Origin of the sequence: Chryseobacterium metallicongregator, assembly GCF_031324065.1 — a bacterium.
GTDB lineage: Bacteria > Bacteroidota > Bacteroidia > Flavobacteriales > Weeksellaceae > Chryseobacterium > Chryseobacterium metallicongregator.
On record NZ_JAVIXS010000005.1, the window covers coordinates 78,629 to 98,913 of the forward strand.

Genomic DNA, 20,285 nt, shown 5'->3' on the forward strand with positions numbered 1-20,285 from the left:
TAAAATTATAAAGATTATCTTTGAAAGAAGAGAGGTATTTTATAAGCTCTACTCATACTCTTAACACCTTTTTAAAAAGACAAAATATGAATAATTACATCAGCGCAGAAGAAGCAATATATACGATAAAAAGTGGTAACCGTGTCTTTTTTCATGGTAGTGCCTGTACTCCCAATTACCTTATTGATGAACTGGCAAGACAGTCTAATCGTTTGCAAAATGTGGAAATGGTTTCCATTACCCAACAGGGAAATGTGGAAATTGCAAAACCGGAATACAAGGACAGTTTTTTTATCAATTCTTTATTTGTTTCCACTCCTGTACGTGATGCTGTGAATTCTGACCGCGGAGACTTTGTTCCCGTTTTCTTAAGTGAAATTCCTATTTTATTCAGAAAAAATATCCTGCCTCTTGATGTAGCTATTGTTACGGTTTCTCCACCCGACAAACACGGGTTTTGTACTTTGGGAACTTCTGTAGATATCGCAAGAGCCGCTGTAGATACAGCAAAAATCATCGTTGCTATTGTCAATCCAAGAATGCCAAGAACTCATGGAGACGGGATGATCCACATCAGCAGAATTCATAAACTGGTTTGGCATGAAGAGGAACTTCCTACCGTAGACTATGGTTCTAAAGTAGGCCCTGAAGAAATGCTCGTAGGAAAAAATGTTGCTGAGCTTATTGAAGACAGATCAACGCTGCAGATGGGCATCGGAACAATTCCTGATGCCGTGTTAAAATGCCTTACCAATCATAAAGATCTTGGAATTCACACAGAGATGCTGAGCGACGGTGTTATTGACCTTATTCAGGATGATGTAATCAATAATAAATATAAAGGCTACAATGACAATAAAACCATCACAAGTTTCTGTTTCGGGACTCGAAAGTTGTATGATTATGTAGATGACAATACGGTTTTTGCCTTCAGAGATGTAAGTGAAGTGAATTTCCCGATCAACATCATGAGAAACAAAAAAATGGTAGCCATTAACTCTGCCATTGAAATAGACCTTACAGGACAGGTATGTGCCGATTCTATTGGAACGATGCAGTACAGCGGAATCGGAGGGCAAATGGATTTTATGCGTGGGGCAGCTTTAAGTGATGATGGAAAACCTATCATAGCTATCACCGCAAGAACCAAAAAAGGAATTTCCAGAATTGTTCCTTTTCTTAAACAGGGAGCTGGTGTAGTAACCACAAGAGGGCATATTCACTATGTAGTAACTGAGTATGGAACGGCTTATCTCTATGGGAAAAACCTTCGCCAGAGAGCACAGGAACTTATCAGTATTGCCCATCCTGATGACAGAGAAATGCTGGAAAGAGCAGCTTTTGAAAGATTTAAACACTGATTATCAAACTATAAAGTCCTTACAACTGCATTTTTAAATTGAAATATTAAAACAAATTTTGAACTCTTCATCATAAAATGATAAAAAAATATTAAAATTTTGGCAGTATATTTGATAAAACTCTTTCAAAAACAAGGAAATTGAAAACTATATATAATTCGATACGAGACGAAGTGGTAAAACATTCCAAGGTAAGGAATTCTGTTTTGGGGAATGTGAATGAGTGGAAGAGAAGCCATTATATTATTCTTTCTGAAATTATCAAAGACGAACTCTCCGAAGCTGAAGAACTGAAAGGAGGAAAAAAATTTGAAATCGGAAATACCATTTCTCACGTTACTCTTCAGCGTTTTTTTGAAAATGATTATCAGGATAAAACCCATAGTGACCTTAGATTCCTTAAAACACTTGATAAAATCTGCATTTTCTTAGGATATAAAGACCTTAATGATTACATCCTTACCATCAGATATAAGAAACAGGAAGAAGAGGAAACGGATGACCAGTCTTATCTTACGCAGATGGTTTATGAATACTGTGCAACCGCTTTTGAGTTTTGTAAACAGTTTCCCAATCATAATACCAAGCTTTTTAAAGACCTGGTTTTTGATGATTCTCCATTCCTGGAAAGAGTTTCGCTGTTCAGCAAAGAATTGTGTGATAAAGACTTCCAGCTGGTGACTAAGAACAACAGATCCAATTATGAAGTTTTTGACATTCAGGTGGTCACTGATGATCCTGAGAAAAAAATCCTGGAATCTCAGGAATTCTGGAATCTTCTGTTCAAAGTAGGTGAAACCGGAGAAGAACATTTTGTCAATCAACTGAGTACCCAAATTTACTTTATCAAAAAAATAAATAATACCTGGAAGATCTGGGATAACTATAATCCCGATGCGGGAATGCTCAACAGAAAAATTGAAACAACCTAAAATAAGAAAGCCGTAGAGAGTATCTACGGCTTTCATGTTTCGAAATATTTTTTTTCACTTGTCTTTTGTATAACAAATGTAGGCAGATGATTTTAGACTTATGAAACTTAAATATACTTAAGTAAACTCTTCTTTAACGTTATGTTAAATATATTCAATGAATCCTTGGGAATATTTTCGCCATATCTAAGAATTTTGTAATTTGCATACCAATAAAATAAAAGTAAAAGAGAAAATATGTCAACACTTACATTTGCCGAGAAAATAGCTCAAGCAGAAAATTTCTTACCGATTAACGGTACAGATTATATTGAGTTTTATGTAGGAAATGCAAAACAGGCTGCCCATTATTACAAAACCGCTTTCGGTTTTCAGTCTGTAGCTTATGCGGGTCCTGAAACAGGAGTAAGAGACCGTGCATCTTATGTGCTTCAACAGGGAAAAATCAGATTGGTATTAACAACAGGACTAAAGTCTGACTCTCCTATCAGCGAGCACGTAAAAAAACATGGTGACGGAGTAAAAATTTTGGCACTTTGGGTAGATGACGCTTATGCAGCTTTCGAGGAAACAACTAAAAGAGGTGGAAAGCCTTATTTAGAGCCCGTAACGTTAACTGATGAGCATGGTGAGGTAAGAATGTCTGGTATCTACACGTATGGGGAAACTGTTCACATGTTTGTGGAAAGAAAAAATTATAACGGAGCTTTCATGCCTGGTTATGAAAAGTGGGAAAGCGATTATAAGCCTGAAGAAGCAGGTTTATTATATGTAGACCACTGTGTAGGAAATGTTGACTGGAACAGAATGATCCCAACTGTAGAATGGTACGAAAAAGTAATGGGATTTGTAAACATCCTTTCTTTTGACGATAAGCAGATCAATACAGAATATTCTGCATTGATGTCTAAAGTAATGTCAAACGGAAACGGATATGCTAAATTCCCTATTAACGAACCTGCAGAAGGTAAAAAGAAATCTCAGGTAGAAGAATATCTTGATTTCTACGAAGGTGAAGGAGTACAGCACATCGCTGTGGCAACAAAGGATATTATCCACACTGTAACTGAATTGAAGAAACGTGGTGTAGAGTTCCTTTCAGCTCCACCGGAAGCATATTACGACATGGTTCCTGAAAGAGTAGGTCATATTGATGAAGATCTTAAAAAACTTCAGGAGTTAGGTATACTTATTGATCATGATGAAGAAGGATACTTATTACAGATCTTTACGAAGCCTGTAGAAGACCGTCCTACTCTATTCTTCGAAATTATTGAAAGACACGGTGCACAGAGTTTTGGTGCAGGAAACTTCAAAGCATTGTTCGAAGCATTAGAAAGAGAGCAGGAAAGAAGAGGTAATCTTTAATTTTACATTAGAAAATATAAGTTTTGTCAGAATACAGTATTCTGGCAAAACTTTTTTATAAAACACAGTATATGAGAAAACTTTTAATTGGGACTTTCCTTCTGGGAACCTTAGGGCTTAAAGCCCAATATGGAACTTTGAATGAAATCCTTAACCGACTTGAACAAAGAAAAGGCATCAATCAGCATCTTGAAAATGTAAATATTGACAACAAAAAGTTTGTTTTCATTAAAGATGAAGCCGACCATACGGAGAGGGAATTTATTATTATCAAAGGGAATAATGCCACTTATGTAGAAGTTTTCGATGATAAGGCAACAGGAGAAAGCAGCTCCAATGTTTTCACCGGTGATATTATCAGGAAAAAAAATATTATTTCTTTAAGAGCAGATATGCTTGAAAACAAAAAAATCCCAATGCCTGTCACCAAAACGTTATTGCTGACACAACAGGATAATATTCTGTACCTTATTGATGTCAATACCAGAGATAGGTGGATTGATGAAGCATCTTACTCAAAAAAGACCAAATAAATGTTTCGGGGGAATTTCTCCGGATCATATTGAATCTAACTAAAATCTAAACTTATGAAATCATTTGTAGACTACTCCTCAAATTCGGATTTTTCTATACACAATATTCCTTTCGGAGTCGCAGTTTTTAACAAAGAATATATCGGATGCTGTACAAGAATCGGAGATCAGGTAATTGATCTTGCTACATTGTACGATCTTGGTTATTTTGAAGATATTGAAGGATTAGACGACAATGTTTTTGAAGCGTATACCATCAACGAATTTATTGAACTTGGTAAACCTGTTACCAATGCTGTTCGTACTAAAATCCAAACTTTATTACAGGAAGGATCAACTTTATCAAAAGATCAGAAAACCATTGAAGAGGCTTTCTATGACCTGGATAAAGTAAAAATGATGATGCCTGTTCACATCCCGAATTATACAGATTTCTATAGCAGCATCGAACATGCTACCAACGTAGGAAAAATGTTCCGTGATCCGGCAAACGCTTTATTACCCAACTGGAAACATTTACCTGTAGGTTACCACGGAAGAGCATCCTCTATCGTAGTTTCCGGAACGGAAATCAACCGTCCTAAAGGTCAGACGAAACCCGCCGATGCAGACAAACCGGTTTTCGGAGTATCTAAACAATTGGATTTCGAACTGGAAATGGCTTTCATCATCAATAAAAATACAGAGATGGGAGAAAGTATCTCTACCAAAGATGCAGAAGATGCGATCTTCGGAATGGTAGTTTTCAATGACTGGTCTGCAAGAGATATCCAATCTTGGGAATATGTTCCACTAGGGCCATTCCTTGCAAAAAACTTCGGTTCTTCAATTTCTCCATGGGTGGTTACGCTTGAAGCTTTGGAACCATTCAGAACAGCTTCTCCAACTCAGGATCCTGAAGTTTTAGAATATTTAAAATTTGAAGGTGATAAAAATTACGATATCAACCTTGAGGTATATATCCAACCTGAAAACGGAGATCAAAACCTGATCTGTGAAAGTAATTACAAACACATGTACTGGAATATGACTCAGCAACTGGCACACCACACCGTGAACGGATGTAATGTGGAAGTAGGTGACCTATATGCCAGCGGTACCATTTCAGGAAGTGATCCAAAATCTTTCGGTTCTATGCTTGAGCTTACATGGAGAGGACAAAATCCTTTATCATTAAGCAACGGCGAAGAAAGAAAATTCATTGAAGATAATGATACGGTTACCATGAAGGCTTGGGCAGAAAAAGATGGTGTAAGAGTAGGTTTCGGGGAAGTTTCCGGTAAAATCATTCCAACACTTTAATTTTTTTTTACCACAAAAGTCACAAAAGAATTGATGATTACGCAATCATACTTAACAGATCTTACCTATAAAATAAATGGTGCTTGCATAGAAGTTCACAAAATTTTAGGTCCTGGTTTATTGGAAAGCGTATATCATAAATGTTTGGAAGAAGAATTCAAATTAAGAAATATTAATTTTAAATCTGAATTGAAAGTTCCGGTACATTATAAAGGAAAAGAAATTAATTGTGATTTCTTTTGCGACTTTTTAATTGAGGACTTAATTGTGGTAGAATTAAAGTCAGTTACAAAGCTTAATGATATTCATAGAGCTCAACTTCTTAACTATATTAACTTAATGAAGAAACCCAAAGGCATTTTAGTCAATTTTAATGTAAAAAATCTATATCACGAAGGGCAGGAAACCTTTATAAATCAATATTATGATATGCTTTTTTAAACTTTAATGATTAAAAGTATTTTACTTAAAATTTTGTGCCTTTGTGGTTAAATAGAATATGAAAACAGTAATCCCCTCCGAGATAACCTCCGTACAATTGCAGACCATTATGCAGACAGCCGTTTCACCACGTCCCATTGCATTGGCTTCTACAGTGGATAAAGACGGTAATAATAACTTATCTCCGTTCAGTTTTTTTAATATGTTCAGTACAGTTCCTCCTATTTTAATTTTTTCACCATCGAGGAGGGTACGTGATAATACTACCAAACATACACTGGAAAATGTTATTGAAGTTCCTGAAGTAGTAATCGGAACAGTAAACTTTCCGATTGTACAGCAGATCTCTTTAGCTTCTACAGAATACGAAACCGGAGTCAATGAATTTATCAAATCCGGTCTTACCATGAAAGATGCAGATCTTGTACAGCCGAAACTGATTGAAGAATGTCCTGTTAACTTTGAATGTAAAGTTTTAGAGGTAAAATCATTGGGAGATCAGGGTGGTGCCGGAAATCTGGTGATCTGTGAAGTTCAGAAAATCCATATCAGAGAAGAATATCTGAATGAGGCCGGAAATCTGGATCAGAAAAAACTGGATATGGTAGCCCGTTTAGGCAGTAACTGGTATTCAAGAAGCAATGAAAACAGTCTTTTTGAAGTGCCAAAACCTTTGGTAACAAAAGGAATTGGTTTCGATCTGCTACCAGATTCTATTAAGTACAGTAAAGTGTTTACAGGAAATGACCTTGGAATGCTTGCCAATACGGAAATATTACCTGCCGGAGACTTTCATGCCGATGAAAATATCCATCTTGATGCCCAGAAATTACTTCTGGAAAGTAAAGTTGAAGAAGCCTGGAAGATTTTGATTAAATAGTCTGAATTTATTGATGAAAAAATACATTTTCTTTCTTTTTCTCTTAATTACATTACAATCATGCTATTATCCTGTAAAAAAAGATTATGGGATCTATAGCAAGTCATTGGTATTTTCGAAGGACAAAAAGTGGCTGATTAACAATATCAAAACGGATGTAGATTCGCACCACCGAGAAATGATGAGCAAAGAGACATTTCAACTATTCCAGGATTTAAGCTATGGCAAAGCCTTTGACTTAAAAACGGCAAAAGCAGAAAATATAATTCAAAATAGTATTCCTTTTGATCCGGAAACTGAAGATCTTGAGGTATTGAAAAGCAACTCTGATTTCAATTTCCTGGTAAACATCTACACCATGAAAGTGCGAAACGGTTTAGACAATTCAATTGGAACACAATATGAATATAAAAAAAATGAAACTTTTGCAATGATGGATGTTTATGATATCAGCACTATGAAGAAAATATATTCACTCAAAGCATATTCAGAAGTTTCAGTGGAGAAAGATCAAAAGGTGACTATCTTCGATCCTTCAACAGAAATGATGACTATGAAAAACTTTCGAAGTCTTTTAAAGGCAGTAAAAAAGAACGCTGTTAAAACGAACTAAAGATATCTATTGAAAATCAATAAAAAAAGGAGTGAAAGTTTCACTCCTTTTTTATTATTTGGATTTAAGCGATTCTGAAACAGTAATTTTTCCTTTTTCAGCAAATTCTGTTGCTTTACCGTTTTTATCGATAGAAACGTTTAGATTATCATTTTTAGCATCGTAGAAAATACTTGTAGCATATCCCGGGCAATCGTGCTGTTTGCATCCTGTCAATTTGTAGATTCCATTTTCTGATGCAATAGGACTTTCCACATTGAAATTCTTTACCATCTCACCATACTCAGCACCAATAAGCTTTTTCAGTCTTTCTGAGATACCTTTATCTTCAAAGAATTTAATATCATGAGGATATTTCCCAACGTTTTTGGTAATAACATTATCCGGAGCAGGAGCAGAAGGAGCTGCAGTTGCTGCTGAATCTGTTTTTGGAGTTGTTACGGAATCCTTAGGCATTACGGCTGCCAAAGTATCACTGCTTACAGAAGAGTCTGTTTTTGCTTCTTTTTTACATGAAACAACACATAGTGAAAGCGCAAATGCGCCTGCAATAATTTTTCTCATAATTATATTTTATGGTGGTTAATGTATAATAACGTAGTTTTAAACGTTTTATTTCAATTTTCCTTTGATAAAATCAATACATTTTTCAGTTACAGTATTGAGATCTTTTGGTAATTCATTTCCTTCCCATGGTTCTTTTGCCCCGAAAGTATGGTTAGCATTTTCAATCAGAAACAATTCAGAATTGGGGTGAAGAATATGAAGATGTTCTGCCTGCTTCACCTCTACCGCTTCATCTTCTGTTCCATGAATAATCAACATATGAGCTTTAGCCATTTCTGTAGCCCGTTCTACATCAAAACGGTGAATATCTTTTTCATAATCTTCATAAAACTGATAATAATGAGGCATTTCCTGTTGGGTACGCCCATTCAAAGCATAATAAACACCATTATTTTTCCAGTTTTCAAAAGCAGTATCTTTTGGGAAACGATCTAAAGTATCCACACTGGCCAACGTAATCAAACCGTTGATTCTTTCGTCTTCAAAAGTTTTAATAATAGAAATCCCTCCTCCTCTGCTGTGCCCGATCAGCACAATCTTTTCATCATCCACATGCGGATCTTTACTAAAGTGATCAATTACAACACCAAGATCTGAAAGTTCTTTAGAATAATTATTCTGTCCAAAAGCTTCAAGATCTCCGAAGTTAAACGGATCATCTGTTGTGGTTCCGTTGTGCGAAAAATTAAACTTGACGAAGAAAAAACCTGCTTCAGCAAACTTTTCTGCCATCAGATTCCAGGCTCCCCAATCTTTATACCCTTTGTATCCGTGAACAAATATGACCAAAGGAAGTTTTTCTTGAGTGTCTTTATAAAAAATATCAGCAAGAAAACCTTTTGTTTCTTTATTTTCTAAGTATATATTCTTTTCTATAATCAAATTCATAAAACAAACTGGCTTTACTTAATATTATTTATATTTATAGGATTAATTCAAACTGAAATTTATGAAAAAAACTCTACTTTTTTTATTTTTAATTACTTTTTCTTTACTCCTCAGTCAGACCACCAAAAGAGTCTTCTTTATTGGAAACAGTTATACTTACGTTAACAATTTACCTGGCCTTATTCAAAGCATTGCCACATCTAATGGCGATATATTTGAACATCACAGTCAGACTCCGGGAGGTGCTACCCTGCAGGATCATTCCAATAATCCCAATGTCATTTCAGACATTAATCAGGGAAACTGGGATTACGTGGTATTACAGGAACAGAGCCAGCTTCCTTCGTTTCCCGATTCACAGGTACAAAATCAGGTGTATCCTTATGCCCTTCAGCTTTCCAATTTAATTAAAACAGCCAATCCTTGTGGAAATGTTATTTTCTACATGACCTGGGGGCGTAAAAATGGTGATGCAACCAACTGTCCCGGTCTTCCAACGGTCTGTACATACCTGGGAATGGACACTCAAATTTATAACCGTTATATGGAAATGGCTATGAACAATGAAGGAATTGTCTCTCCTGTAGGTAAAGTCTGGAGAACAATCAGAGAGCAAAACCCAGCAATTGAATTGTATGATCAGGACGAATCACATCCTAGTTATATAGGTTCTATGGCAGCTGCGTATACATTTTACACTATTATATTCAAGAAAGATCCAACACAGATTCCTTTTAATGGAAATCTTACTCCGTCACAGGCACAGCTGATCAAAGATATTGTGAAAACAGAAGTATATAACCAGCCCGGTAAATGGTATGTAACCAACAATGATGTTCACAGCAGATTCACCTATCAGATAAATGGAGCAGGAACCGTTCAGTTTACGAATACAACCCAGAATGCAGCTTCATATTCATGGGATTTTGGTGATGGTACTACTTCTACTCTGGAAAATCCTATGCACACCTATGCTGTGGGAGGAAGTTATAATGTAAAACTTACAACAGATGCCTGCGGAGCAACCACCACTAAAACAAAACTGGTTGTTGTAAGCACATTAAATACTGCGGAAACAACTATAGAAAACGGTATTCAAATCTATCCAAATCCTGTTCAAAACCTTATCAACATTGCTTCTAAAAATAAAGTTGAGATACTTTCTCTTACAGATATATCAGGAAAAATCATTCCTTATCATTTGAATAAAACAGAAGCTGGCTACAATATTTCACTTCAGCATCTGACCAGCGGAGTTTACTTCCTGAAATATAAAACAGGCGAAAAGGAATTCACTAAAAAAATTATTAAAAAATAAGCTTATTTTTGCTGCATGCAGAATTTAAGAACTGTAACCGTGATGCGTTACATTCTGCCACTGAGAGAGGGAGGATCTCTTCCCGCTCTGGCGGAAGCTGATGATGATTTCAAGTATGTGTTAAAATTCCGTGGTGCAGGCCATGGAGTAAAAATGCTGATCTCCGAACTGTTGGGTGGGAAAATTACCGAAGCTTTAGGACTTAAAATTCCTGAACTTGTTTTCGTTAATCTTGATGCTGATTTCGGAAGAACGGAAGCCGATGAAGAAATCCAGGATCTTCTGAAGTTTTCTGAAGGGCTGAATCTCGGGTTACATTATCTTTCCGGTTCTATTACGTATGATCCGGGAGTAAGTGTGGATCCCCTTCTGGCTTCAAAAATAGTATGGCTGGATGCATTTATTACCAACATCGACCGTACTTTTAAAAATACGAATATGCTGATGTGGCATAAAGAACTTTGGATCATCGATAATGGTGCTTCGTTCTACTTCCATCACTCATGGCAGAATTTTGATGCAGCGGCCAAAACACCTTTCAAATATGTGAAAGACCATGTACTTCTTCCTAAGGCAAAAATGCTTGACGAAGCGGATAAATTTGCCCATGAAATTTTGAATGATACTCTTTTCAGAGAAATTGTCAACATGATTCCTGAAGACTGGTTACGCTGGAATGATGCAGATGAAACGCCGGATGAAATTCGTGAGATCTATTTTCAATTTATGAAAACCAGATTAGAAAATTCTCAAATCTTTGTAAACGAAGCGAAAAATGCAAGAGGATAAAATATATGAATACGCGGTAATACGCCTGGTACCCAAAGTTGAAAGAGAAGAGTTTTTCAATATCGGACTGGTGATGTTTTCCAAGAAGGAAAAATTCATCAGAGTGGAATTCTATTTGTGTCCGGACAAGTTCAAACTGATGCACAGCAAACTGGATTACGACGATATTATCCACAATCTGGAAAGCTTTCAGAAAATTGCGAATGGAGATAAAGATGGCGGTCCTATTGCTTTTTTTGATATTCCGGAGCGCTTCCGATGGTTGACAGCAGTAAGAAGTTCTGTAGTACAGACCTCAAGACCTCATCCGGGAAAATCAAAGGATCTAAATGCCACTTTTGGTAAGCTTTTTGAGGAGTTAGTAAAGTAACGCTTCCTTAAAAAATTTATTATGAATTCATCAACAAACAATATATCAATCTACAGGTTTTTCACAAACCTGTTTTTTGTTTTAATTATAGGATTTTCTAATTTATTTTTTTCACAAGAATTACCATTAAGACCAAACAAAGCTTCTGCTGTAAAAAGTACATTACTTCCTGAAATTGCAGCAGTTTCCGCAGATATCGTCTACAAGACAAACAGAAAGGGGAAACCTCTCGCTCTTGATCTCTACACTCCCAAGAATGCCACCACTGAAAAACTTCCGGTATTGATCTACATTCATGGAGGCGGATGGGTAGAAGGTGACAAAGTTGTTAATGCTGATAATTATCTTGAAACGACTGTAAAAAAACTGATAGGCAAACAATATGCAGTGATCAGTATCAATTATACGCTTCTGAATGACAGCACGCATTTTCCATTGCCTTTGGAAGATACCAAAGATGCTGTAAGATGGGTAAGAAAAAACGCAGAGAAATATCATTTCGACACGAATAATATAGGATTATTCGGGGCTTCAGCCGGAGCTCATCTATCCCTGATGGCAGCCTATACACCAGACAATACTTATCTGGGTAATCCGGAACTTTCGTCTTATTCAGCTAAGGTGAATTATGTAATTGATCATTATGGTCCTGCTGATCTTAATAAGCTTTTTCATACAAGATTAGGAACAATTCCGGTAGGAATGATCGGGTTGATGTCCAAAAAAATAGTGGGTTTACAGGAAAATCTTGTCAAAGGAATTTCCGGGTATGATATCAGAAAAGATCAGGACAGCGCTATTGATTACCTTAAAACCCTATCTCCTGTTTATTTTGTTTCAGGAGGAGTTCCAACTTTAATTGTTCAGGGAAATAATGACAAAGTGGTTCCTTTAAATCAGTCTAAAAAGCTTCACAGAAAATTAAACAGAGTCAAAATACAAAACGCTCTCATCATTGTTGATGGCGGAGTACATGGTTTTGGAACAACTGATAAAGCTTATCTGGATAAACTCACTGATGAAATGGTAGATTTTGTTCTTTCACAAAAGAAGTAATATATATTTACCTATTCAACTATAACACAAACAACTATAAATCAATATAATAAAACATATTACAACAACAAATTTGCTAGATTGATATACATATTGATATTTTTTCATTGAGAATTAATTACCTTGGCTATTGTTTAAATTATTAACAACAAAAACGCCAATAAATTAATTATTCATCAACAAAAATAAGCAATATGGAATCTTTAAACAATATCAATGCGCTTACTCTCATATTTGTATCTGTTCTTATTTTTGCGATAGCTTACCGTTTCTATGGTATTTTTATTGCCAATAAAGTCCTCCGACTCAATGACCAGAATACCACCCCTGCCGTGGAATTTGCAGATGGTAAAGATTATGTTGCGACCAATAAAAATGTACTTTTCGGACATCACTTTGCTGCTATTGCTGCTGCCGGACCTTTGGTAGGGCCTGTTCTTGCTGCACAGTTCGGATATCTTCCCGGTGCTTTATGGATATTGATAGGATGCGTACTGGGAGGCGGAGTACATGATATGATTGTTCTTTTTGCTTCTGTGAGACATAAAGGGCAAAGTCTTGCAACGATTGCTTCCAAAGAAATTGGAAAGGCTACGGGTACGGTGGCAGGTTTTGCTATCCTTTTCATTCTGATTCTTACATTGGCAGGTTTATCATTGGCCTGTATCAACGCCATGCACGAAGCTTCATGGTCTCTTTTTACCGTTGTGATTACTATGCCCATTGCCATCATTATGGGACTGATTATGCGATATAAAAAGAACAGTGTACTTTTTGCAAGTATTCTCGGGGGGATTCTTCTGATTGCTGGGATTATCGGGGGACATACTTTGATGCAGAATCCTACGATGAATGGTTTATTTTCCTGGGATATTAAAACGATTTCTATAGCGATTCCTCTCTATGGTTTTATTGCGTCTGTATTACCGGTTTGGCTTCTTTTAGTTCCTAGAGATTATCTTTCAACCTATTTAAAGATCGGAACTATTATTATGCTGGCTATCGGGGTAATTGTTATTCATCCTACGATACAGATGCCTGCGATTACAGCTTTTGTGAATGGAGGCGGCCCTATTATTGGCGGTCCGGTCCTTCCTTTTATTTTCATTGTGATTGCTTGTGGAGCGATTTCCGGATTTCATGCTGTGATTGCGACGGGAACCACTCCAAAAATGTTGAATAAAGAAAGAGAAATTCTTTTTGTAGGTTACGGAGCAATGCTTGTAGAAGGTTTTGTGGCATTGATGGCACTTATTGCAGCATGTACGCTGATGCCAGGTGATTATTTTGCCATCAACACTCCCAAAGAAGCCTATGATTCATTTCTGGCAGCACATCCTTCCCTGCACGGAGTAGATATAGATTATTATTCACAAAAAATAGGTATTGATCTTTACGGAAGAACCGGAGGTGCAGTATCTCTGGCTGTAGGAATGGCTCATATCTTTAATAAAATCCCGTATATGGATCAGCTGACGGCTTATTGGTATAATTTTGCGATTATGTTTGAAGCAGTATTTATTCTTACTGCCATTGATGCAGGAACAAGAGTGGGTAGATTCTTTTTACAGGAAATGCTTGGATCTGTTGTTCCAAAATTTAATGATAAAAACTGGATTCCGGGGATTATTATCAGCAGTCTTCTTTTCACTTTTGCATGGGGATATCTGGTGTATACCGGAAATGTAAACAGTATCTGGCCATTATTCGGAATCAGTAATCAGCTCTTGGCAGCTTGTGGACTTATCGTCTGTACAACGATGCTGATCAGAATGAACAGAGGAAAATATGCTTTATGTTCGGCTATTCCCGGCGTTTTCATGGCTGGAATTACATTCTGGGCGGGCTATATTCAGGTAACAGCTATTTATATTCCAAAAGGACAGTATTTACTTGCAGTTTTAGCAGCAACAGCAATGATTCTTATGCTTATTGTATTTATAGGAGCTTTCATCAAGTGGTATCAGCTCCTTAAAATCAACACCACTGAAATTGATCATTATGGTGAACCCGTGAAAGAACTGGTAGAAAGATAAGGTTCCTAAATAATAAAGAAAAACAGTTCAGGATTTCTGAACTGTTTTTTTATAAGCATTATCTTTTGTTTTATTTAAAAATTGAAATTAAGTCTTGCAAAAACATATCTTCCATTCTGTCCAAACTGTGAAGTGGAACGAGAATAGATAAATTGGTCATTATTGGTAGAAGCAGTAAGGTTTTTCGTTGGATAGATATCAAACAAATTGTTTACTCCTAACGTCAATCCTACATTTTTAGTAAACTGATAAGCTGCAGATAAGTCCGTAATGATCTTATCTCCGATCTGTTGGTGTTCATTAAAATCAATAATTCCGTCTCCGTTCACATCAATAATATCAGCGCCTGTTACTTTCCCGAAATAGGTATTTCTCAAATATAAACTTGCCCCCTTCCAGGAAAGCGTATGAGAAAGACTGGCTTTCACTCTCGGTACGGCTTCTTCCAGATACACTCTTGATTTTTCAGAGAAATATACCTTCTCCAATTGTGGCGACTGCAGAAGCCCTGCAGAATGGATATCACCAACCTGTTTTGTTTTATTAAGGTTAATCGCAAAGTTGTTATCCAACTTAAATCCTGAGAATCTGGCATTGTGTGAAATCACTACATCTAACCCTTTTGTTTCTGTATCAATAGCATTCGTAAAGAACTGCGCAGCATTAATTCCAAGCTGGTCGTAAGCTTCCTGCGCTTTTTGAGGAACGTTTGCTTTCAGAAACTGATCGGTAAGAATAATACGGTTATCAATTCTCGTGAAATATCCGTCTGCTGTAAAGGTAAGACTAGCCGAAGGAATTCTGTACGTAAATCCTACGCTTGCTGATTTTGATGTTTCCTGCTTCAGTTTTGGCATATCCAGCAATCCTGCAAGTTGAGAATCATTACTAAAGGTTCCTACTTCCAGAAGTTGATTATTCGTAAACAATGTAGACGTTACATTATAATAAATCTGGTGGATAGATGGTGCTCTGAATCCGGTAGAACCTGCAAATCTCACATTGAAATTAGGCGCTACCTTGATTCTTGAAGCCAGTTTATAATTGAATGTAGACCCGAAATCCGAATAGTTTTCATATCTGGCTGCAGCATCCACCAATAACCAGTTGGTAAAGTTGAATTCAATATCTGCATACGCTGCTACTGACTGTCTGTTTTTATCCACCGCATTTTCAGGCTTAAACCCGTTAAATACCTGCGATCCTCCCGGAAGCGATGCACCAAAGAAATCTGTAGGTCTCACAGAATTTCCGTTCCATACGTTTCCTGAAACATCATAGGTTGCATAAGAAGCTTGCTCCCCCTGAGTAATTTTAAAATTCTCATAACGGTGCTCAGCTCCAAACGCTACGTTGATTCCTTCCCATACGTCATATTTTTTAGAGAAATCTAAATTGATGGTATTCTGAGAAAATCGCAGTCCACCGGCATTAAATTCTCTTGGTGAAGCAAAACGTAAAGAAGTATTTCCTGTATTCTGAATGTTATAGGTGAATGAATTCTGCCCGTAGGTATTACTGAAATCAATATTCCAGCCTTCCCATTTTCCTTTGATTCCTGCAGCTAATGAGATATCCTGAATATCGGTCCCGATCTGTGGAAGGTAACCATTAGGATATAATCCTGTAAAAGTTCTGCTTTCTCTTGGTCTTCTGTAAAATCCGCCGGAAGTTCCGTGTCTTAAACTGTATCCACCAAAAGTATATACTTTCCAGTTATCACTTACAGGAATCTCTGCGTTCACAAAAAGCTGATGGTTATTCAGTTTAGATTGACCTACCTGCATATTAAAGTCTTTTCTGGTCTGCCCTCGGTAAGCCAATTCCTGATCTGTAACATCGAAGTTTAATAAGGATTGAAGACCCTTTTGGAGTACATTTCCCTGAGAATCTTTAATATCCTGAATGGTAGAAGCTCCCTGAATGGCTGCCAGCTGGCTGCTGTTAAAATAATTTACTCCCTGGGCATATTGATGAATATAGTTGATAATTTGCTGCGAATTTGGAGTATTATTGATATTGGTAAACAAAGATGAAAGGTTTACACCATCATTCAGTGCTCTTTGCTCAATAGCATTGTAAGCATTATAAAGAGTTCCGCTTTCTGTTCCTGCTCTGTACGTTGGGTTTCTGAATTGTGAAGACCAGGTGATATTAAAGAAACCTCCTTTGGTTCCGATTTTATTCCCATAGTTTAAATCCAGCTGAATATTCTGACCGTCAAAATCTCCGGTATGGTCATTAGCAGTTGGAGTAAGATTTCCACCATAACTTATTTGTCCTGCCAATTTTCCCGTATCTCTTTTCAGATCAAGATTGATTACTCCGGCAATGGCATCAGATCCATATTGTGCGGCAGCTCCGTCTCTTAATACTTCAATTCTGTTTAAAGCGAAAGATGGAATAGCATTCAAATCAGTTCCTACCGTACCTCTTCCGGGTGTTCCGTTAACGTTCACCAATGCTGAAGTATGTCTTCTTTTACCATTCACCAAAACCAAAACCTGATCCGGTCCCAAACCTCTCAGCTGCGCAGGATCCAAATGGTCTGTTCCATCTGAATTCGTTTGAATGGTAGAAGTAAATGAAGGAGCAACCGCATTTAGAATTTGCCCGATATTCGTCTGTGGAAGGATAATTGAAGATTCTTTTACATTGAATACATCTACAGGAACAGGGCTGTCTACTTTAGATCTGGCACCGGCTCTTGAACCCAGTACTACAACTTCTTCTACATTATTGGTTTTTATGGTGTCTTTATGTGCTTTTATACTGTCTTTTTCCTGTCCGTAAGTAAACACACCGAGGAAAAATAAAACTGAGGCCGAAAGAATAGTTTTCTTATTATTCATAGTTTAGAATTTGATTAACATTTATGTTTTTACAAGGTGCAAATGTAAAATTTATTTATTAGTCTACAAAACAGATAGACTTTGTTTTTGTAAAAAACTATTATCGTTTCTTTCTATCCCTCATTTAAAGTTATGATAAATTAAGGAAACATTCATAAAAACATTGTTTTATAGAAAGTTAAATCCAAAGTAAATATTAAAAATGCCATGCACGCTAAGAAATATATTATTTATTATTCTGACGATCGCAAGGGCACTCCGTTCAGCAATGCAGGTTACTTTGCTAAGTGCAACGCCTTCGCGAACGAAAAAATATACATAGTGTGATAGCAACATTGCGAACTTCGCGTTTAAATAAAAAACGGATCCAAAAATTGAATCCGTTCGTTTTATATTGTTTTGTTCTGAAATTAAATCTTAGTCAGTTTAGCATATTTCAGGATCAGATTTTTCTCTCCTTCATGCATGAAAACTACTTTTGCTTTGATATTCTGAGGATCTGTTCCGTCCAGGAAAGTAACTTCTCCTATTCCAAAACGGTCGTGTCTCACTTTATCTCCTACTTCAATATCCTGAGAAGAAGCTCCGCTAGGATTGATAATTTTAGCTGTGCTCACGGGCTTCAGTTTTCTGACTTCAGGAACTGGTTTCGAAGTATCTCCTCTGTCAATGGTTTTCTTTTCAACCTTTTTGAAAGATTTCATTTCTGAAGGATGCTCATCAAAGATATTGGATTTCACCCCTGAATTATTGATAAACCTTTTTTCCAATGCCGGATTAAGGAATTCAATATATTCATCATCAATTTCACTTAAGAATCTTGAAGGTTCTGCATCCGTAATTTTCCCCCATTGAAAACGGGAAACAGCATAAGAGAAAAAGGCTTGCTTTTCTGCTCTTGTCAATGCCACATAGAATAATCTTCTCTCTTCTTCCAGATCTTCTCTGGTTGCCGAACTCATAAAGCTGGGGAAAAGATTTTCTTCAAGTCCTACCAGGTGAACCACCGGGAACTCCAGTCCTTTTGAAAGGTGAATTGTCATCAAAGAAACCATATCTTCTTCCAGTTCTTTATCCTGAGTATCTGCAGAAAGTGCAATATTTTCAAGGAAGTTGGAAAGACTTGGATCTCCATCTTCAAGCTGCATCTGCTCTTCAATGAATCCCTGCATAGAGTTCATTAATTCCTGTACGTTTTCTACTCTGGAAATCCCTTCCGGAGTCTGATCATCTTTTAAAAACTTGATTAAGCCGCTTCGTTTTGCTACTTCCATAGCCACACTGTAAGCCGTTTCTGTTTTCAGCAATACCTGAAAAGCTTTGATCATAGACCAAAAGTCGTTCAGTTTGTTTAAAACACCATTGTTCAAACCTAACTGAGGAGCATACATCGGAAGATTCTCCAATACTTTTGAAACCGCAATATTGTGGGCATCAGCAAAAACAATCAGTTTATTCTGCGTCGTTTCTCCAATTCCTCTTGCAGGATAATTGATAATCCTCATCAACGCCTCAGAATCATTTTCATTGATCAGAAGACGAAGGTATCCAATAAGGTCTTTTACTTCTTTTCTTTGATAGAAAGAAAGACCTCCATATACTTTGTACGGAATATTTTTACGTCTCAGCGCATCTTCAAAAGCACGCGTCTGAGAGTTGGTTCTGTATAAAATAGCAAAATCGCTGTACTTTCTCTGGTCACGGTTACGAAGTTCCCAGATATTTCCTGCAACGAAATTGGCCTCATCAGCATCGGAAAGAGATCGGTATATTTTAATCTTATCTCCTTCTTCATTATCACTGAATACATTTTTCTTAAACTGCTGCAGATTTTTAGCGATAACAACATTTGCCGCATTTACAATATTCTGTGTGGAACGGTAATTCTGCTCCAGCGATACTGTTTTGGCATCTGTATAATCTTTTTTAAAGTTTAGGATGTTGTAGATATTGGCTCCACGGAAAGAATAAATAGACTGTGCATCATCTCCTACCACACAGATATTCTCAAATTTTGAAGCCAAAGCTTTCACAATAAGATACTGAGAGTGGTTGGTATCCTGGTACTCATCTACCATGATGTATCGGAATCTGTCCTGATATTTTGCCAGTACTTCCGGGAAACGGGTTAATAGTTCATTGGTTTTCAACAACAGGTCATCAAAATCCATAGATCCGTTTCTGAAGCACTGATCCACATATTTCTGGTAAATCTGTCCGATGAATTTCATATTTGCTTTTTCATCCGCTTCCATCAGTTCAGGATTGTTGAAATAAGCTTTTACCGTAATCAGGTTATTCTTATAGGTTGAAATTCTTGCCTGAACTTTTTTAGGTTTATAAAGATCTGCATCAATATTCATATCCTTCAGAACTTTTTTAATCACATTCAGGGCATCCTGCTGATCATAAATGGTAAAATTGGAAGGATATCCAAGATAATGAGCTTCAATTCTCAGAATTCTTGCAAAAACCGAGTGAAATGTACCCATCCAAAGACTTCTTGCATTGCTGTCTCCTACTACTTTCGCGATACGGTCTTTCATTTCACGTGCCGCTTTATTGGTAAAGGTAAGCGCCAGGATATTGAAAGGATCTATTCCATTGTGAATTAAATGGGCAATACGCATGGTCAATACACGCGTTTTCCCGGAACCTGCTCCGGCAAGCACCATCAAGGGTCCTTGTAAAGAGGTAACGGCTTCATATTGTGATTCGTTGAGTCCTTTCAAATAGTCCATACAGCAAAAAAATTTTGGGAACACAAAATTAATGTATTCAGAGCAGAATTCAAACTTTCATATAGAACTTAGCGATTTGAAGTATTCGGCTTTGAGTCTTAAGCACATATATATTAACTATAATTATAAATTAAATGCGAATGTTCGCAAGGCTAATGATTAATTTTATAATATATCTTTTGTTCGCAAAGGCACTTCGTTCAGCCAGGATATCGGCTTTCAACTATTGCTGAGTAAA

Annotated in this window: 17 protein-coding genes; 13 read left to right on the forward strand and 4 right to left on the reverse strand. The window is 36.8% G+C overall.

Annotated elements, in window-relative coordinates; all coding sequences use genetic code 11:
• Positions 1–86: 86 nt before the first annotated feature.
• The 8 genes from REB14_RS08145 (at position 87) to REB14_RS08180 (ending at position 7,430) form a co-directional block, all read left to right on the forward strand.
• A complete protein-coding gene (locus tag REB14_RS08145) occupies positions 87–1,361 on the forward strand; it encodes an acetyl-CoA hydrolase/transferase family protein (RefSeq protein ID WP_079240644.1) in 1,275 nt (424 codons plus the stop codon).
• Positions 1,362–1,501: 140 nt separating this feature from the next.
• A complete protein-coding gene (locus REB14_RS08150) occupies positions 1,502–2,293 on the forward strand; it encodes a hypothetical protein (RefSeq protein WP_034697425.1) in 792 nt (263 codons plus the stop codon).
• A gap of 237 nt (positions 2,294–2,530) precedes the next feature.
• On the forward strand, positions 2,531–3,661 hold the full coding sequence (hppD, locus tag REB14_RS08155) for a 4-hydroxyphenylpyruvate dioxygenase (RefSeq protein WP_062675378.1): 1,131 nt from the start codon (positions 2,531–2,533) through the stop codon (positions 3,659–3,661).
• Between the two features lie 71 nt (positions 3,662–3,732).
• Positions 3,733–4,194 carry a hypothetical protein gene (locus tag REB14_RS08160; RefSeq protein WP_309521932.1) on the forward strand — a complete coding sequence of 154 codons (462 nt, stop codon included), beginning with the start codon at positions 3,733–3,735 and terminating at the stop codon, positions 4,192–4,194.
• Positions 4,195–4,248: 54 nt separating this feature from the next.
• Entirely contained in the window at positions 4,249–5,496 is a 1,248-nt protein-coding gene (fahA, locus tag REB14_RS08165; RefSeq protein ID WP_079240643.1) for a fumarylacetoacetase, read from the forward strand.
• Between the two features lie 33 nt (positions 5,497–5,529).
• Positions 5,530–5,937, forward strand: a complete 408-nt coding sequence (locus REB14_RS08170; protein WP_309521933.1) for a GxxExxY protein — start codon at positions 5,530–5,532, stop codon at positions 5,935–5,937.
• A 58-nt stretch (positions 5,938–5,995) separates the two neighbouring features.
• Positions 5,996–6,817, forward strand: a complete 822-nt coding sequence (locus REB14_RS08175) for a flavin reductase family protein (protein ID WP_079240642.1) — start codon at positions 5,996–5,998, stop codon at positions 6,815–6,817.
• A 13-nt stretch (positions 6,818–6,830) separates the two neighbouring features.
• Positions 6,831–7,430: a hypothetical protein gene (locus REB14_RS08180; RefSeq protein WP_079240641.1), complete on the forward strand. Its 600-nt coding sequence runs from the start codon at positions 6,831–6,833 to the stop codon at positions 7,428–7,430.
• 54 nt (positions 7,431–7,484) lie between these two features.
• On the opposite strand, the gene REB14_RS08185 is transcribed toward REB14_RS08180, so the two are convergent.
• Together REB14_RS08185 and REB14_RS08190 are read right to left on the reverse strand one after the other, a co-directional pair.
• Positions 7,485–7,994 carry a hypothetical protein gene (locus REB14_RS08185; RefSeq protein ID WP_079240640.1) on the reverse strand — a complete coding sequence of 170 codons (510 nt, stop codon included), beginning with the start codon at positions 7,992–7,994 and terminating at the stop codon, positions 7,485–7,487.
• 48 nt (positions 7,995–8,042) lie between these two features.
• The gene (locus REB14_RS08190; protein ID WP_079240639.1) at positions 8,043–8,885 is read right to left on the reverse strand and encodes an alpha/beta hydrolase family protein; all 843 of its coding nucleotides are present in this window, start codon (positions 8,883–8,885) and stop codon (positions 8,043–8,045) included.
• Between the two features lie 61 nt (positions 8,886–8,946).
• Between REB14_RS08190 and REB14_RS08195 the strand changes: the two genes are divergently transcribed.
• The 5 genes from REB14_RS08195 (at position 8,947) to REB14_RS08215 (ending at position 14,454) form a co-directional block, all read left to right on the forward strand.
• The gene (locus tag REB14_RS08195; RefSeq protein WP_079240638.1) at positions 8,947–10,203 is read left to right on the forward strand and encodes a T9SS type A sorting domain-containing protein; all 1,257 of its coding nucleotides are present in this window, start codon (positions 8,947–8,949) and stop codon (positions 10,201–10,203) included.
• A 15-nt stretch (positions 10,204–10,218) separates the two neighbouring features.
• Positions 10,219–10,992, forward strand: coding sequence for a HipA family kinase (locus tag REB14_RS08200; RefSeq protein ID WP_309521934.1), 774 nt, complete (start codon positions 10,219–10,221; stop codon positions 10,990–10,992).
• Positions 10,979–11,362, forward strand: a complete 384-nt coding sequence (locus REB14_RS08205) for a DUF3037 domain-containing protein (protein ID WP_079240636.1) — start codon at positions 10,979–10,981, stop codon at positions 11,360–11,362. Before REB14_RS08200 ends, REB14_RS08205 begins: the two co-directional genes overlap by 14 nt.
• Positions 11,363–11,383: 21 nt before the next feature.
• Positions 11,384–12,418: an alpha/beta hydrolase fold domain-containing protein gene (locus REB14_RS08210; RefSeq protein WP_309521935.1), complete on the forward strand. Its 1,035-nt coding sequence runs from the start codon at positions 11,384–11,386 to the stop codon at positions 12,416–12,418.
• Positions 12,419–12,612: 194 nt separating this feature from the next.
• Positions 12,613–14,454 carry a carbon starvation CstA family protein gene (locus REB14_RS08215; protein WP_185117013.1) on the forward strand — a complete coding sequence of 614 codons (1,842 nt, stop codon included), beginning with the start codon at positions 12,613–12,615 and terminating at the stop codon, positions 14,452–14,454.
• A gap of 74 nt (positions 14,455–14,528) precedes the next feature.
• Here the strand turns inward: REB14_RS08215 and REB14_RS08220 are convergent, their stop codons facing one another.
• Both REB14_RS08220 and REB14_RS08225 read right to left on the reverse strand, forming a co-directional pair.
• Complete coding sequence (locus tag REB14_RS08220; RefSeq protein ID WP_309521936.1) at positions 14,529–17,306, reverse strand: TonB-dependent receptor plug domain-containing protein; 2,778 nt, start codon at positions 17,304–17,306, stop codon at positions 14,529–14,531.
• Positions 17,307–17,716: 410 nt separating this feature from the next.
• A complete protein-coding gene (locus tag REB14_RS08225) occupies positions 17,717–20,047 on the reverse strand; it encodes an ATP-dependent helicase (protein WP_309521937.1) in 2,331 nt (776 codons plus the stop codon).
• Positions 20,048–20,285: the final 238 nt, after the last annotated feature.

Coding starts and splice junctions, on each gene's coding strand:
- REB14_RS08145 (WP_079240644.1), top strand. CDS start 87: ATGAATAATTACATCAGCGCAGAAGAAGCAATATATACGATAAAAAGT.
- hppD (WP_062675378.1), top strand. CDS start 2,531: ATGTCAACACTTACATTTGCCGAGAAAATAGCTCAAGCAGAAAATTTC.
- REB14_RS08160 (WP_309521932.1), top strand. CDS start 3,733: ATGAGAAAACTTTTAATTGGGACTTTCCTTCTGGGAACCTTAGGGCTT.
- fahA (WP_079240643.1), top strand. CDS start 4,249: ATGAAATCATTTGTAGACTACTCCTCAAATTCGGATTTTTCTATACAC.
- REB14_RS08170 (WP_309521933.1), top strand. CDS start 5,530: ATGATTACGCAATCATACTTAACAGATCTTACCTATAAAATAAATGGT.
- REB14_RS08175 (WP_079240642.1), top strand. CDS start 5,996: ATGAAAACAGTAATCCCCTCCGAGATAACCTCCGTACAATTGCAGACC.
- REB14_RS08180 (WP_079240641.1), top strand. CDS start 6,831: ATGAAAAAATACATTTTCTTTCTTTTTCTCTTAATTACATTACAATCA.
- REB14_RS08185 (WP_079240640.1), bottom strand. CDS start 7,994: ATGAGAAAAATTATTGCAGGCGCATTTGCGCTTTCACTATGTGTTGTT.
- REB14_RS08190 (WP_079240639.1), bottom strand. CDS start 8,885: ATGAATTTGATTATAGAAAAGAATATATACTTAGAAAATAAAGAAACA.
- REB14_RS08195 (WP_079240638.1), top strand. CDS start 8,947: ATGAAAAAAACTCTACTTTTTTTATTTTTAATTACTTTTTCTTTACTC.
- REB14_RS08200 (WP_309521934.1), top strand. CDS start 10,219: ATGCAGAATTTAAGAACTGTAACCGTGATGCGTTACATTCTGCCACTG.
- REB14_RS08205 (WP_079240636.1), top strand. CDS start 10,979: ATGCAAGAGGATAAAATATATGAATACGCGGTAATACGCCTGGTACCC.
- REB14_RS08210 (WP_309521935.1), top strand. CDS start 11,384: ATGAATTCATCAACAAACAATATATCAATCTACAGGTTTTTCACAAAC.
- REB14_RS08215 (WP_185117013.1), top strand. CDS start 12,613: ATGGAATCTTTAAACAATATCAATGCGCTTACTCTCATATTTGTATCT.
- REB14_RS08220 (WP_309521936.1), bottom strand. CDS start 17,306: ATGAATAATAAGAAAACTATTCTTTCGGCCTCAGTTTTATTTTTCCTC.
- REB14_RS08225 (WP_309521937.1), bottom strand. CDS start 20,047: ATGGACTATTTGAAAGGACTCAACGAATCACAATATGAAGCCGTTACC.